The following is a 14,581-nucleotide window of genomic DNA, read 5'->3' on the forward strand; positions in this document are numbered from 1 at the left end:
AGCGCCCACCCCAAACGGAGATCACCATGGACAACGAAGGACTCACGAAGGAACAACGCATCCTGCGCGTGCTGCGCAAGGTACTCGGCAACATCGTCAAGGACACCGCACCGCGTCCCGGCCGGCCCAACCCATTGCAGGAAAGCACGATCGAGGACATTCGCGGCCTGTTCGCACTGATCGCGGAACGTGAGCGGGAACTGGCGAACGAAGCCGGCATGACCGCGAAGGAGCGGCCTTATTTCAGCGACGAGCCGCAGAACACGCACACACTCAAGCTGCATCGGCCGGCTAAGAAACTCAACTGAAACTCGGCGCTGGCGGGACGGCACTTCGACCGTCCCTCTCAAGGTGCAGTGCGCGCTTTGTCGATCAGTTCGGCGAGTTGCTGCCTTTCGGCGGCATCGAGCCGGTCGATGTTCTTTTTCCAGGGGTAGGTCGAATAATTCGCCCGCACATACTCCCAACCGAGTGGCCCATAGGCATCGACACTGGCCTTGAGTTTCGGGACGGCCTCGACCACCCGTCTGAATTGTGCCCAGCTCAAATGCTGGAGACGCCGCTCCAGAGTGCTGCTGTCACTGATGCCGTCACTCTCGGCCTGCAGCGGCACCTGCCGTCCCTCCGCGGGGAAAGCCGCAACCGCCCAGCTCGCGCCGAGCAGGAACACCACGGCGAAACGGGTCAGTGACATGGCGGTATCCGGAAACGACAAGGCCCAACACACCGTGCTGGGCCTCAGGCATTCTGGCTCCCCGACCTGGGCTCGAACCAGGGACCTACGGATTAACAGACCCCAAGTCAGGAGCGAGGGCGCATTCCAGCGAATTCTGGAAACTTTTCAACCAATTGATTTTAAATACTTTCAAACTGTTCCATCACCGCGCTTAGTTCTACGATGTTCTTGCCTTTTGTGTAATTTTCCATGCCCGATTACACAGGAATTACACAAGGATTCTGGCCCAAGGCCAGTATTGACAAAGGCTGGCGGGCAAGACGCGGCGGACAATCTTCTGCCAGTCTTGAAGAGTCGGCGCTGGCGGGACGGCGGTAGCGGTGCAGCTACGCTCGCCAGAGCGGGCGATTGCGCCAGTCGACAGGAAATCCAAGACGATCTGCCCGCACCTTGGGGTGCTCGGTCAGCAGATCGGCCAAGCGCTGGCCCCAATGGGTATCCGGCGAAACCACCTTCAACAGCACCTCGGCCATCACCGCCTGCGCGTAGAAGCGCATCGTGTCTTGCAACTCGGCCGCGTATTGCTTGGCCTGGATCGGCTTGATGGTGTAGGTGCGATTCCACAAACGCTGGTGGTGGGCCGCCAGATTGCGCAGGTAGGACAGCGCGTGGAGCCACGAGGCGAGCACGGCACCATCCAGGCCGAAAGCCTTGGCGACGGGCTTCTGGTTCTGGCGGGTCAGGCTCTTGAAGGCTTGCGACACCGTACCGAAAGACAAGACCTCGAACACCATCCACGACGGTGGCAGTTCCGGGTCGCCATATTTGTCGTAGTAGTGCTTGATGAAGGTCTGGCGCATCGCGGCGCGCGACTTGTCGTGGCCGATGTCATCCTTGATGCGCTCGATGAATTTGTCGTGCCGGTAGCTGGGCACGAAATGAGCGGCATCCATGAACCAGTGTGGGCCGTGCAGTACGCTCATCGTCTGCGAAAACTGAGCGCGGAAAGCAACCTCGATGCGCTCTACCGCATCCATCACCGCCAGCCGCAGCTTGCGGTCGAAAACGTAGAGGTCGAGGATGTCCTCGAAACTGACCCCATCGAGGAAGCGATGCGAGCCGTCGGCGTTGTAATTCACCTGAAACGGCAGCGCGTAACCGGCCAGGCGGTAGTAGCCGACAAAGCGCAGGTAATGCCTGGCGCGGTCCTCGTCGACGATCACCTGCCCGCGACGCTTCAGCAGCGCAATCTGATCGTCAATCGAGGTGGCAGGCTTGGCGAACTTCATGGGCAATAAAAAACCCGCCGGGGTGCGCTTGCAAGCAGAGGCGTGGCGGGTGTTATTAGATGCAGTATATGAGGCAGCCCCGGCGATGGTCAAGGCCAGAATGTTACGGGCAAATCTGGAGCAGTGCCGGAAAACCCTTGTGAATCTGCAAAAGTCGGCGCTGGCGAGACGGCAGGCGATTTTGCGAAACAGATTGAGCCCCGCTGCTACCGGCCTGATCGCAGTTCCTTGAGTTTCACCAGCATCGCCAGCGTGCGCTCGAACTTCCGGTCCAGATGGGTTTCGTAGCGGGCGATCTTTTCCAGCCGATGCACTTGCAAACCCTCGCCGATGGCCTGCGCCTTGATCGCCTCGTGATGCTGGGCTTGGCGTTGCATCGCAATGCAAAGCGGCATCAGGTGTTCGCGGATGAACTCGGCCAAGCCTTCCGCCGTGGCGGGATATTCCTCATCGTCGACATACTCCTGCCACCAGTCGCGCGAATCCGGCAGCAGCGCGCGCAGCGCCTTGTCATAGGCATCGTCACCGCCACGTCGCAGGATGGCGGCGGCCCTCTCGGTAGCCGCCAGATCGTGCTGAGCCTCGCGCTGCCTCTCGGTGACGTCGGCCGGGCTCATGCCCACCAGATCGCGCAAGTCGGTGCCCTGCTTTGGCAAGCCGCGTTCGAATGGCACAGCGGCCATGACCGGGCTGGGCGAATGCCAGTCCTCATCGTGACGATCATTCACCACGGACAGCAGACCGCGATTGATCGTAGCGCCCTCGGCGACCATGACCCGCCGCTTGCGCCACATGATGGCAGCCAGGTCTTCAACCAGATGCATTTCGGTCGCGCCAGCCGGCTGGTGCTCATCCACCAGCGCGGCCAGCAGATCGGCAAACTCGGCGGCGTCCTCGTGCGGCAGCACGGTGCAGCGCGAAAGGATGCCGTGCTTCACCGCATTGAAGCGCACGGCCTGATAGTTCGCCGACGGCGCGTGAATTGGCTCGGGTCGAATATGCCTGACGGATGGAGCGATTGGAACAGACTGGGTGGCGGTCATGTGGCGACTCCCAATGATGATGGTGATGCCAGCGATTTTCCCAGACTATCGACCATCTTTCATTGCTTAGTCAAAGCTATCGAAAAGTCGGCGCTGGCAAGACGGTACCCACCTACTGACTGCCCGGCGCAGCCGGACAGCGAGCGTGCCAGCAGGCGCGCAAGCGCGGCCCGGATGTTGAGCGTAAGCCACCCATCGCGCAGCGCTGACTGAAACCACGCGCAGCGCCGAATAACGGTGTTGGGACGGCCGGGGGCGCAAGACATAACAGACCATTACCCGAACCCGCAGGGCGCGTCAGCGGTCGGCCACCAAGCGAAGTCCGGCGTAGCGACTGGCCGACTTTGGGTAATGCGCTGTTATGTTCAATCGCTTGCGATTTACCCCAGGCCGGCCTGGCTGCAATCGAGCACCGCGAGCAAGCCGGGGTTGAGGTAGCCGACGGAGCCGCGAGCGAAGCTGGCGGCGAAGGCGGCGGGCAGTATGCGACTACGCTAGCGGAGGGCAAAAGTCGGCGCTGCCGGGACGGCGATAGCGAGAGAGACAAAGCCGTGGCGCGCAGCGCGACGGCGTGGTGGAGTACGCGACACGGTAGCCACCTGCAAGCCGCAAGCCGGCGAGCAGCTTTACCGCTGGCCGGCGCAGTGGCGTAGCGGCGGCGGTGCAGGAGGGAATAGCGGTCGAGGTGCGCACAAAGCCAGGGCGCGGCCTTATGCGCGCTGGCGTGGATCAGTCCGTGACGCGGTAGCCCGGCAGGCGGCTTGCGGCGCCCGGTGACTCCTCCACGCGCCAGGAGCAAGCCGCATGACGGGCGTTCGGAGGGTGATGCGGAATTCGCGCGCTACGTCGGTTCGGGAACTGACACACTGGACGCAGTGAAAAGTCGGCGCTGGCGCGACGGCAAGCTGCCGTCAAAGTCCAAGCGGCAGGCCCTGAACCTGAAAGCCCATCGACATCAACTCGCGGCGAAAGTGGCTGGCGGCCAGCGGAAATGCCTGCGCTGCCAGCACATACTGATGTTGTTCCTGCTCGAAGCGTGGCAACAGTTCTGTCTCGGTCGTGCCCGGCGGGTAAGTGAAGCGCGCCTCATATTGCGCCGATAAATCGGCCAGCGACTGGTCCGGGGTCTCCTTGACGACGGCTTTACCATCCATGCGGATCGACACAATGGCCTCGAAGTTTCCCTCGGGTGTCGAAGGAACGCCCAAGCCGATTTCTATGGTTGGCGTCATCGAAAACATCACTTCCATGCGTTCGGTGCGCGGAAGCGCGTTGCGAGAATTGAACTCGATGACGCGAAACGTCATCAGGCGCGGGCGCAAGCTGGGATTGTCCATGTCAATGCAGTGTGCCGCGCAGCTCACCGTGCGGGGCGGAGTAAAGGATCATGCGGCGGACGGTATGAGGTGCGTCTTCTTGCGATTGCATCTGCTTGACCACGAACTCGATGATGGCCGGGCGCAACTTAGCACGCATCGTGCGCGGCGGAATCTCCGCCGTCATACCCTTCAAGGCAACAAGCTCCGCGAACGCCTCCTCGCTTCGCTGCACCAGTCGTAACAGATTGTCCATCGACACTGAATGCACAACGTCATCCGTCTCGTATTTGCTGAAAGCCTTGGGGCCGCCACCGAACAGACGTGCCGCCTGATCCTGGGTGATGCCATACTGCTCGCGCAACGCGCGAATCTCGGCACCGGTCAGCAGGCCATCGACCGACTTGCGAAAAGCCACCACGGCGCGCTTGTTGGCGCGGCTATCAGCGTCATCCGTGAGTTCAGAACCGCAGGCATCGCACTCGGCAAAGCGCAGCGTTACCCTGCCTTGATGGCCGGCGTACTCGGTGACCGTATCCTCTACCCGCGAGGTCAAATGGCCCTCGCCGCACAGCGGACACAGCGTTTTGTCGCTCATGATCTTCCCCGTCTCTAGCTCGATGTATGACAAGACACGATCAGAATCAGCTTGCCCGACTTACCCAATGCAAATTTCAAAAAGTACTCGATGCGAAAAGACTTACCGGCGGCTTCGATGAATTCAAGGCGCTTGAGCGTGTAGGCATCGCACGCCGCCCAGCTATTGCCGTTATCGCACCATTCCGAATCCCGGTAATCTTGTTTCGTCAGTTCCCGAATCAAGCCGCCCACATCATCCGTATCAAACCCCAATTTGGCCACATCCTGCATGCAGCGGCGCGTCCAGAGATTCAAGCTGCCCGCTTGAAGCGTCAGCGCCTGCACGTCGGCAAGTGGATACAGCGGCCCGCCAGCGATTTTTCGGCTCTCGCCGTCCTTCGGTAAAACCCCATTGAAGGCCGACAAGTTTTTGAATGGTACCACGATGGTAAGTTCCGTGTTCTTCCGTTAACGGCCAAGGAGGGCCAATAATGAGTGTGAAAACCTGTGGTTTCTGTGCGGCGGGCCGGCCAGTCGAATGCTATTAGCGAGCATTTTAAGCGGCACACAAGGGCGAGCCACCCCAAAGTTGGTGCTGATCACTACGCCCCGGCAATCTCATCGCGCAGCATCTTTAGCGCGCCCTGTTCCAACGTCCACGCCTCGTCGCGCAGGCGGTTGGCGTCAAGCACCAAGGCGGCAATGGCTTTGCGCTCGGGGTCGGGTAGGAGTGGCACGGAGACTTCTCCAGCCATGAAGCGGTCGAATTCGAGAATCACCGAGCCGTAGCTGTATCGAGTAATCAACGCTTGGCCGTAATCGCTTGCCAGCCACGCATAGAGATAGCCGGCTTTCTCGTCGTCTGCCGGGATGATGCGCAGCGCGTGCTGATTGGCCGCCCAGCCGTTCATGTAGGCGGGGATGATCTGAACACGGCCAATCGTGCCGGAACAGGTAATCGCAATCGTATTCGTGGCGAGCGCAATCTCTTCCATATCGTCCGTGTGCGCGCCACGTGCCAGCCCTTTCAACTCGATGGGATCGACCTGGAAAAGCTGCTTACTGGAAAGCAGCGGGATACCGCCCTTGGGCACATAGACGCGCTTGCGGAATTTGGTGACGGCGTTGATCGCCTGGGTCAGCCGCGCATCGGAGAGCGGCAGTACCGGCAAGCCGCTGGCGCGAAGCTGTTGCTCAACCCAACGCGCCGTCGGGTTATGAAACGAGGCATCGAGCCGGCCGGCCCAATCGGCGGCGCGGATGGTGCCGACCACCGGGCCATGATTCAGCGCCGGCAAGGGCGGCAGTTTCAGCGCGGCGCGCAGTCGCGCGTCGGCGGCATCCAGTTGGTCGTTGGCCGCGTCGCGTTTCAAGGCGGCATCGACAAAGGCGCGGCCGATGGCGATGCGGCGAATGGCGGGGAGATCGGGGATCAGGACGCGCTCAAGGTGGTGGGGCTCGATGTGCTGGACCACCGAACCGTAAGTCAGGCCGACCAGTTGCGCGCGGCCCCATTGTGTCCGCAAGAACGCCGCGACATAACCCGCCGTGTCACGATCCGGCGCGGTGATGCGAATGGCGTCCTCTGACAATACCCAGCCCGCCATGCGCGGGGACGCCAGGCTGACATTGCCAATGGTGCCGGAACGAGAAACCAGCACCGTCCAGGGCTGGATGAGTAGCTGTTCGAGTTTTGGCGTGTGCTTGCGGCTCAGATAGTTGCCGCGTTCTGGTCGCAGTCCGATGATGTCGGAACTGGAAAGGAAGGGAACGCCATTCGTTTCGCCAACATAGACGCGCGGAAACCTGGCCCCGTTGTGTGCGTCTTGGCATACCCCGCCTTCCCCCAACACCGCCTTGAGCGGATGCGGGCACGCCTGCAACTCCGCGATGGCTTGTCGCGCTTCGAGCGCGTAGGCGGAGGCTTCGAGACGCAGTCCCGCGCCCATGACTTCGGTCAGGCGCACGCCGACGCTGCGGCTGGCCAGATGCGCCTTGCCCTGCGAGTGAGCGCGGGCGGTCTTCACCATCCGAGCACCGCCGACTTTTTCCAGTCGAGAAATTCGCGCGCAACGACGGGGGTATCGTCATCGACCTGTTTGGTCGGCCGCAGCACGCGGCGGCTGGCGTCGCCTTGGGCGCCAACCTCATACAACTCGGTTTCCTCGCCCTCGGGCGGAAACAGGATTTCCTCGCCGTCGTCGTTGCGTTTGTAGAGCACGTTGCCGCGCTTGTCGTGGCCGATGGCGAGCGTCTGCGCCATAAAGATTTCGTAGTCGTCGAGTTGCCCCTGCTTTTCTTCCTTGCGCATTTCGTCGGCGGTTTTCTTCTGCAACAACAGCACCGAGGTTTGCGTGCCGTTGTTGGGCTGGAAGGTGTCCGGATGCAGGTCGATGCTGGCGACGATGCGGCAATGGATCATGATCCACCAGCGCACATATTCCAGGTCGGGATTGCCGAGAATGCCATCGGGCAAAACGATGGCCATGCGGCCGCCGGGTTTGAGCAACTGCCAGCAGCGTTCGATGAAAAGGATTTCCGGCGGGCGCGTGCCGTAAAGCTCGTCGGTCATCCGCCAGCGGCCGTCGTCGCCTTTCTTCCAGACATGGGCTAGATCAAATTGCGCCAGGGTTTCACGGTCGGAGACGGGCAGCTTGCCGCCGAAGGGCGGGTTGGTGGCAATGACGTCCCAGTGACCGATGCAGTCCGGCCCGCGCAGTTCGGCGGGGTCGATCTCCAGCGCCTTGGCGAGCTTGTCGCGGAATTCAGGCTCCCATTGATGCGGATGGGAGAGGCTGTCGTTTTGCAGGATGTTGCCGGAGCCGTCGTTGTTCATCACCATGTTCATCTTGGTGGCCTTGACCAGCTCGCGGTTGATGTCGAAGCCGAAGAAACAGCGTTCGGCGGTCTCGCGAATCTTCTCGTTCAGCACTTGCCGGTAGCCATCGCCGGACGGCATGTCGCGCAGCGAGCCTTTGAGTCGATCAATGACTTCGTTCATGGCGATGACCAAGAAGCCGCCCGTGCCGCAACTCGGGTCCAAAATCTTCTCGCCCGGCTTCACGTCGAGCATCTGGATGGCCATGCGCTGAACGTTGCGCGGGGTGAAGAATTCGCCGCGGTCGCCGCGAAGGTTGCTGCCAACCAGTTCCTCGTAGGCTTTGCCCTTCACGTCGATGTGCGTGTCGAGGAAGCTGTAGCGTTGCAGTTCGCCGACGATGTAGGCGAGCGAGCGCGGCTTGAGAGTAATGACGTCGTTGGCGTCAAAGATCGCCGGATAGCGCTTCTTCACTTCGTTGAAAATCTTGCCGATGCGGTTCTGCACCGTCAGCCGGCCATCGTTGCTCGCCTTCTCCTTGGCCGTGGCGTAGAACTCCAGCGGCTTGGGGATGTTGCGCTCGTCGTGAATCTTGCAGAAGATGACCTTCAGCAGCTCGAAAAAGGCTTTGTCCTTCGGCAGGCCGTCGGTGATGTAGATATGGTCGTGACAGGTACGGAAGGAAAACAACAGGTTGTCGTCGGTCGAGCGCATTAGGCGCTCGCGCGTCGGCCGGTCGGTGTCGTCGATATTGCCGTCGTGCGCGGGGATGTCGTTGGGTTCCTCCCACTGCACGCGCCCCTCGGCTTCGATGCGGCGAAAGACCGACTTGTGCCGTCCGTTGGTCCACATGCCCCACTGCGCATTAGGGCAGGACGACAGGTAGGACTTGAGCTGATCCTCGCCGTCCTTTTTGTCGGAAGGCTTCACTTTCTCATGCTTGCATTCGATGATGATGTCGATGTGTTCCTGCTTGTGCAGAGCGCCATCGGGGAAGATGGCGATGTCGACGCGCTTGGTAGATGAGCCCACCTTGATCGGGAATTCGACGGCGATGCGTTCCGGCTTGTAGCCCAGTTCCTTGACCAAACGACGCTCGATGTTCTGTCGGACATATTCCTCGGGCGTGTCATTGCGGATCGTGCCGTCAATGAAGTCGCAGATTTTTCCGTCGGGCAGCGTGGTAATCAGCGGGGCGGTCATCTTTTCTGCCATGAACTTCACTCGAATGGAATGCAAAAGCCGGAGACATGCGCCGCCGGCTGAATTAGAAGAATGCTACCTGATCGCGTCAAGGGATAGGCTGGAAAGTGACGGGCAAATCCGGGATATTCTCCGGCTAGTCTGGCTCATAGGGCGCGCCATCGCAAAGTCGGCGCTGGCAGGACAGCACACATCAGGCTTTCACCTTCGGATTCACCCGATACCGCACATGCCCGCGCATCTGCCAGCCTGCCGCCTGGGCATCGCGCAACAGCCAGCCGGCCTCGGTCAGTTCGCCCAGGGCTTGGGCGACGATCTCGGGGTCGTCGAGCAGGCTCCATTGCTTGCGGTAGATGTCGCGGGCAGTGAAGGTTTCCAGCCCGTCGAGCGCGCCGGCCTGGATGCGCCGGGCCAGTTCGCCCGCAGCCTGACTTTGCAGCGTCTGACCAAGGGCGAAGACACGGCGGGCGTGGGCGGCGAGGTAGCTGCACCAGCCTTGCGCGCGGCGGGCGGCAGCCTCCGACACCGGACCGGGCGCTAGGCCCTGCCGGATGGCGTCGGCGCGGTCGATCAGGTGAAACAGCAGCGCCAGCGCGGCAAAGGTCTTGGGTTGCTTGGAGAGGTATTCGACGATCAACGGCGGCGCCTCCGGCGCTTCGATCTGGTTCAGGTGCAGGTCGTCATACCAGGCGTTGAAAACTTCCTGCGCGGCATCGGCAAAGCGCAGGTGGGGAATCTTGCCGTAGCGGTCGGTTTCGCCCATCAACGCGAAGTCGGCGCGCGCCAGGGTATCGAAGACGGCGAAGGCGGTATCGCGCGCGGCGGCGTCCGGGTATTCATCGACCATGCCGGTATAGGCTGCGGTGTCGGGATAGACCAGCAGTTGGAAGCGTTGCAAGAGGCCGTCGTTTTCCTGCCGGGCCTGATAGAGATAGCCGCGCACCTTATCGGGCTGGGTGCCGCCGAGAATGGAGACGCACATGTTGTCGCAGATGACATGCCCGCGCCCGATGCGGTCCAGCGGAAAACTGCCGTGGCCGTTCCAGGCTTCGAGATAAAAGGCGCGATCTTGCTCGTGGCCTTGTTTCTCCCAGCCCTTGAGCAGGCCGACGAGTTCATCACGGAAGACGAGGATGCCGCGCGGGTTGGCGGAGAGCAAATCGTGCAGGGCTTCGATGGTGACGTCGTTGGTGCGAAAGCGCGCTTGCAGTGTGCCGGTGGGCGGGGCGGTGAGCGCGGCGAGCTCGGCCTTGATGATCGCGGCGGGACGCACCTGCAAAATTCGGCGCTGGCGGGACGGCACTTCCTTCTTGCCCTTGGCTTCAACATAGGCATCGGCTTCGGTTTCCAACCGCGCTTCTTCGCGCTCGGCCTTGATGGCGGCTTCGAGCTCCTTTTTCAGGAGCTTCTGCTTGATCTTGGTTTCGGGGTCGGCCGCAACGGCCTTGGCCTGCTGGGTGCCTTCCTTGGCGGCGACTTCCAGACGGCCGAGCGCCTTGAGCATCTCGGCGAGAGACGGGGTTTTCTTTTTCGAGGGCGGGCCGATGACGCCGCCCCACAGGTTGGGAATCACCAGCCAGTCATCCTTGCGCTTGGGGCGGATGCCAACGGCGGCACCGACCACGGCGGCCAGCGCCACCAGCGCGCCGACGGCGCAGTAATCGACCGGGCATTGCATGCGATAGGCCACGTCGGCGACCCAGCCGCGCAGCGGCGCGGGGATCAGGTCGGTGTCGAGCGCCGGCACGGCGGGTAGCTGCTGGCCGATGGCTTCGGGCTGCGGCAGGGCGTCGTATTCGGCCTGGCGCGCGGCGGCGATGAACGGCGCAGGGTCGAGCCAGTCGCCGGGCAGGCGCTCGAAGTGGCCTCCGCCTGGAGGCGCAAGAAATGGCTGCGAGAGTTTTTCGGCGCAGGCATCCAGCCCCGGCAGGTCGAGTGTCATCGCAAACTGCCGATAGGTGCCTATCCAGTCGCGCGCCGGCACGGGTGCGGCCAAGGGCAAAATCACGCGCAGCCGCGGCGCCGTTGGGGTGCTGCGCTTGGTGGTGTAGATCGCGGCTTCCCAGCCGGCCAGCGCGGCGCGGATGCGGTCGAGGTCGGCTTCTTTGTCGATGTCGAGCACCAGCGCGGTCATGGCGATCACATTGGCGTCGTGGCGCGTGCTACCCGGCTTGAACTCAGCAAAGATCAGCGCGGGAGCGGCTTCCGGGTTGGCGACGCGCGGTGCGGCCTGCATCTGCGCGAAACGCTCCACCAGTGCGTCCCAGCGGGTCTCGGCCGACTCGATCTGGTTCGACCTGACGCCGCCTTTGTGCAGGGCGTAGCGCAACAGTCTGTCCAGTGTGTCAGTCACCATTCCCGGGTTCGGCGCGATTTTCTCCAGGGCGTTCATGGCGTGGTCCTCCATGCGCCCAGTTCCTTGGCGGCGGCAACGAAGCCGAGGCCGTAGCGCGCCATGTGAAAGTCCAGCACGCCGCGCCCGTGTGCGCCGCATTCGGGAACGTGGCAGCGGAAAGCGCCGGTTTCGAGATTTACCGTCAGGCTGGGGTGGGTGTCGTCGTGGAAGGGGCAGCGCGCCGAGGCATGGCGGCCACTATTACCCGTTGGGCGCAGGCGCTCCAGCTCGGCGGCGTAGTAGGTGAGCGGATCGGGCAGGCGGGCGCGGTCGAAGCGGTCGAGACCGTGCCGGCCCGGTACCAAGGTGCGCATCGCGAAATGCTCAAGCCGCACGTTGTTTGGCCTGGGCGGTGCTGGTCAGGCGGCCTTGGGAAGTCATCCACTCGTCAACGTCGGCCCGGAAATAGAAGATGCGGCCACGCTTGACGAATTTCGGGCCGGTGCCATTGCAGCGCATCATCGCCAGGGTTTTTTCCGATAGCCCGGTGTAGATCGAGGTATTCCGGGTGTCCATGCGGCCGTCCGGATAGGTGACAACGTCGAGAGTTTTGAGTTGAGCCTGCGTCATGAATGCCTCCATATGTATTGAAAGACAATACAAGATTACTAACAGACACTATAGATTGTCAAAGAACTAATGTGGTGCTAGAATTCCTTAGAAGGAAATTGAACTTCCGAAAGAAAGGACTTTGCATGGCAACCGAACATCCGGAAAGCAAACGTAAAGGCGGCGGTGGAAAGCTCTCACGTTCCGAGACCGTGACTGTGCGACTCGATCCGAAACTGCGCTATCTGGCGGAACTGGCTGCCCGCAAGCAGCGGCGCACGGTTTCGAGTTTCATCGAGTGGGCGGTCGAGCAAAGCTTCCGTGACGTAACCATCTATCACGGCAGCGGCTACAACGGCGACGACAACATCACCATCGAGCAGGATGCCGCCGAACTATGGGATGTCGATGACGCGGAGCGATTCGTTCGCCTGGCTATCAAATATCCCGATCTGCTTACCCACGACGAGCAGATTTTGTGGAAGGTCTTGCTCGATTCCGAATTGCTCGAACCGGCCAGATTCCGCACGGCCAGCGGCAAGATCGGCTGGCGATGGGATGTCCTCGAAGACTACATTTTTCCCGCGCTGCGCCAAGAGTGGGGCAGTCTCAATCAGTTCGTCGCGGATGGCAAAGCGCAAGAATGGGCGATGCTCACGCGCAAGGCCATCAAGGAAGGGCGTGTGTACCCGCGCACGCCGCCGTCTTTGAAAGTCACGCAAGCCGACGACACCGAGGATATTCCCTTCTGACCGGAGCCCGTCATGGCCAAGACCTATACCAAACTCACCCGCCCAGCCATGCGCAAATTGGCCACCGGCGGAAAAATCAACGAGCACGGCATCACCTTCGAGCGGCTGGCCAACGGCGACGGCGTGTTCATCGTCAATGTCATGGTCGATGGCCAGCGCATCCACCGCGTTATCGGTCGCGAATCAGAAGGCACCACGCGCACGCAGGCCGAGGAATTCATCGAGAAGGCGCGGCAGGATGCCAAGGCTGGTCGGCTCAATCTGCCCAAGGGCCGCAAGCTGGCGCTCTCGTTCCGCGAAGCCGCCGAGAAGTACATCGCCAAGCTGGAGCAGGAAGGTGGCAAGGACATCGAGACGAAACGCTACCGGCTTGAGCAACATCTTGTGCCGTTCTTCGGCGACACACCGCTATCGAAAATCTCCAGCTTCGATGTCGAGCGCTACAAGAAACAACGCGGCACCGAGCCGACGATGCGCCCTAACGGTCCTGGCGGAAAACCTGTTTTCGGCGGCCCCACCAAGCCGGCGACGATCAACCGCGAACTGGCGGTACTGTCGCATCTGCTCAACAAGGCCATCGAATGGGGCTGGCTCGATCATCGCCCGGCCACCATCAAGCGCCTGAAAGAGCATGCCGGCCGCATCACCTATCTGACCGTCGAGCAGATCGACCGGCTGCTGAAAGCCGCCGAGGGCGACCAGAACCGGCAGATTTACCCCTTCATCCGCATCGGTCTGGAAACGTCGATGCGTAAGTCGGAAATCCTCAGCATCCGGCGCGAACATATCGACACGCAACGCCTGGTCATCTACATCCCGAAAGCCAAGGCTGGTGCGCGCGAGCAGCCGATCACCAAGAGCCTAGCCGATTACCTCGAAAACTACGTCGCAAGCCTGCAACCCGGCGTCGCCTGGCTATTTCCGTCAATGGGCGCCAAGGAAGGCCGCACCGTCAATCTGGACAAGCCGTTTCGCCGCTGTGTGCTTGCGGCCGGTCTCGATGTAAAACAGGTGGTGCGCCACACCCTGCGCCATACTGCCATCACGCATCTGGTGCAGGCCGGCGTCGATCTGCCGACGGTCAAGCGCATCAGCGGCCACAAGAATCTGAGCATGGTCGAGCGCTACAGCCACCAAAACGGCGCGCACATCCAGGCTGCCATGGACAAGCTCGAAGAGCGCTACGGGGTGAAGGAGCCGAAAGCGTCATGACGGGTTCCCGGCGCAATTACACAGGAATTACACAAAAGCAAAAGGCCCTGCACGACGCGAATCACGCAGGGCCTTGATTTATTTGGCTCCCCGACCTGGGCTCGAACCAGGGACCTACGGATTAACAGTCCGGCGCTCTACCGACTGAGCTATCGGGGAATTGCGAGCCGCGAATGATAGGGACTTCCACAATTCGCGTCAACGGCAATTGAGAGAATTTGCACGAAAACTTGCGAGCAGGAACGGTTTCGTTGTTAAACTTCGTTTTTTTGCCGACCGGAACAATCCAAGATGGCCGAAGAAACTCTGCACAAGCAATTCCCCCCCTATGTTCCCAAAAAGGGCGAGGAATACATGAATCCGAAACAGCTCGCCCACTTCAAGAAGATCCTCGAATCCCTGAAGGCCGAGCTGCTGGATGACATCGAAAAGACCGTGCATACGATGCAGGACGAGGCGACGGTGTTTGCCGACCCGAACGATCGCGCCAGTCAGGAATCGGATATCGCGCTCGAGCTCAGGAACCGCGATCGCGAGCGCAAGCTGATCAAGAAGATCGACGAATCGCTCGCGCGCATCGAAAGTGGCGAATATGGCTACTGCGAAGCCTGCGGCGTGGAAATCGGCCTCAAGCGTCTCGAAGCGCGCCCCACCGCCACCCTGTGCATCGACTGCAAGGAAATCGAGGAAAGGCGTGAGAAACAGATGGCGAAATGATTCGTCTTCTGATGAGCGACCAAAGCCAATAG

Annotated in this window: 16 protein-coding genes and 1 tRNA gene; 5 read left to right on the top strand and 12 right to left on the bottom strand. The window is 61.3% G+C overall.

Annotation, left to right across the window (positions count from 1 at the left end; all coding sequences use genetic code 11):
* Positions 1–26 precede the first annotated feature (26 nt).
* The gene (locus M52SOB_RS07220) at positions 27–308 is read left to right on the top strand and encodes a segregation and condensation protein A (RefSeq protein ID WP_131111229.1); all 282 of its coding nucleotides are present in this window, start codon (positions 27–29) and stop codon (positions 306–308) included.
* A gap of 38 nt (positions 309–346) precedes the next feature.
* On the opposite strand, the gene M52SOB_RS07225 is transcribed toward M52SOB_RS07220, so the two are convergent.
* Together M52SOB_RS07225 and M52SOB_RS07230 are read right to left on the bottom strand one after the other, a co-directional pair.
* Positions 347–694, bottom strand: coding sequence for a hypothetical protein (locus M52SOB_RS07225; RefSeq protein ID WP_131111230.1), 348 nt, complete (start codon positions 692–694; stop codon positions 347–349).
* Positions 695–1,062: 368 nt separating this feature from the next.
* A complete protein-coding gene (locus M52SOB_RS07230) occupies positions 1,063–1,965 on the bottom strand; it encodes an Abi family protein (protein WP_131111231.1) in 903 nt (300 codons plus the stop codon).
* Here M52SOB_RS07230 and M52SOB_RS13925 point away from each other — a divergent pair.
* Positions 1,952–2,197, top strand: coding sequence for a hypothetical protein (locus M52SOB_RS13925; protein WP_131111232.1), 246 nt, complete (start codon positions 1,952–1,954; stop codon positions 2,195–2,197). The two genes, M52SOB_RS07230 and M52SOB_RS13925, sit on opposite strands and share 14 nt — an antisense overlap.
* Here M52SOB_RS13925 and M52SOB_RS07240 read toward each other — a convergent pair.
* The 9 genes from M52SOB_RS07240 to M52SOB_RS07280 all read right to left on the bottom strand — a co-directional run bounded on the left by M52SOB_RS07240 (position 2,172) and on the right by M52SOB_RS07280 (position 11,889).
* Positions 2,172–2,918, bottom strand: coding sequence for a hypothetical protein (locus tag M52SOB_RS07240; protein WP_284155024.1), 747 nt, complete (start codon positions 2,916–2,918; stop codon positions 2,172–2,174). The genes M52SOB_RS13925 and M52SOB_RS07240 overlap by 26 nt on opposite strands.
* A gap of 1,001 nt (positions 2,919–3,919) precedes the next feature.
* Positions 3,920–4,345, bottom strand: coding sequence for a hypothetical protein (locus M52SOB_RS07245; RefSeq protein ID WP_131111234.1), 426 nt, complete (start codon positions 4,343–4,345; stop codon positions 3,920–3,922).
* Between the two features lies 1 nt (position 4,346).
* Complete coding sequence (locus M52SOB_RS07250) at positions 4,347–4,922, bottom strand: type II toxin-antitoxin system MqsA family antitoxin (protein WP_172601777.1); 576 nt, start codon at positions 4,920–4,922, stop codon at positions 4,347–4,349.
* A 14-nt stretch (positions 4,923–4,936) separates the two neighbouring features.
* Positions 4,937–5,329 carry a hypothetical protein gene (locus M52SOB_RS07255; protein WP_284155025.1) on the bottom strand — a complete coding sequence of 131 codons (393 nt, stop codon included), beginning with the start codon at positions 5,327–5,329 and terminating at the stop codon, positions 4,937–4,939.
* Between the two features lie 176 nt (positions 5,330–5,505).
* Positions 5,506–6,933: a restriction endonuclease subunit S gene (locus M52SOB_RS07260; protein ID WP_131111236.1), complete on the bottom strand. Its 1,428-nt coding sequence runs from the start codon at positions 6,931–6,933 to the stop codon at positions 5,506–5,508.
* Entirely contained in the window at positions 6,927–8,936 is a 2,010-nt protein-coding gene (locus tag M52SOB_RS07265; protein ID WP_284155026.1) for a type I restriction-modification system subunit M, read from the bottom strand. The genes M52SOB_RS07260 and M52SOB_RS07265 overlap by 7 nt, the downstream gene beginning before the upstream one ends.
* 181 nt (positions 8,937–9,117) lie before the next feature.
* Positions 9,118–11,331, bottom strand: coding sequence for a YfjI family protein (locus tag M52SOB_RS07270; RefSeq protein ID WP_172601778.1), 2,214 nt, complete (start codon positions 11,329–11,331; stop codon positions 9,118–9,120).
* The gene (locus M52SOB_RS07275; RefSeq protein WP_131111238.1) at positions 11,313–11,633 is read right to left on the bottom strand and encodes a CHC2 zinc finger domain-containing protein; all 321 of its coding nucleotides are present in this window, start codon (positions 11,631–11,633) and stop codon (positions 11,313–11,315) included. The genes M52SOB_RS07270 and M52SOB_RS07275 overlap by 19 nt, the downstream gene beginning before the upstream one ends.
* A gap of 10 nt (positions 11,634–11,643) precedes the next feature.
* A complete protein-coding gene (locus M52SOB_RS07280; RefSeq protein ID WP_284155027.1) occupies positions 11,644–11,889 on the bottom strand; it encodes a helix-turn-helix transcriptional regulator in 246 nt (81 codons plus the stop codon).
* 125 nt (positions 11,890–12,014) lie between these two features.
* Between M52SOB_RS07280 and M52SOB_RS07285 the strand changes: the two genes are divergently transcribed.
* Together M52SOB_RS07285 and M52SOB_RS07290 are read left to right on the top strand one after the other, a co-directional pair.
* Positions 12,015–12,620, top strand: a complete 606-nt coding sequence (locus M52SOB_RS07285) for a hypothetical protein (protein ID WP_131111239.1) — start codon at positions 12,015–12,017, stop codon at positions 12,618–12,620.
* A gap of 12 nt (positions 12,621–12,632) precedes the next feature.
* Positions 12,633–13,832 (top strand): tyrosine-type recombinase/integrase, encoded by a 1,200-nt coding sequence (locus tag M52SOB_RS07290; RefSeq protein WP_131111240.1) that lies wholly within the window; start codon positions 12,633–12,635, stop codon positions 13,830–13,832.
* A gap of 83 nt (positions 13,833–13,915) precedes the next feature.
* Here M52SOB_RS07290 and M52SOB_RS07295 read toward each other — a convergent pair.
* Positions 13,916–13,991: transfer RNA gene (locus tag M52SOB_RS07295), tRNA-Asn, on the bottom strand.
* Between the two features lie 132 nt (positions 13,992–14,123).
* On the opposite strand from M52SOB_RS07295, the gene dksA reads away from it, so the two are divergent.
* A complete protein-coding gene (gene dksA / locus M52SOB_RS07300; protein WP_131111241.1) occupies positions 14,124–14,549 on the top strand; it encodes an RNA polymerase-binding protein DksA in 426 nt (141 codons plus the stop codon).
* The last annotated feature ends 32 nt before the right edge of the window (positions 14,550–14,581 follow it).

The organism is Sulfuricystis thermophila (assembly GCF_004323595.1).
Taxonomy (GTDB): Bacteria; Pseudomonadota; Gammaproteobacteria; order Burkholderiales; family Rhodocyclaceae; genus Sulfuricystis; species Sulfuricystis thermophila.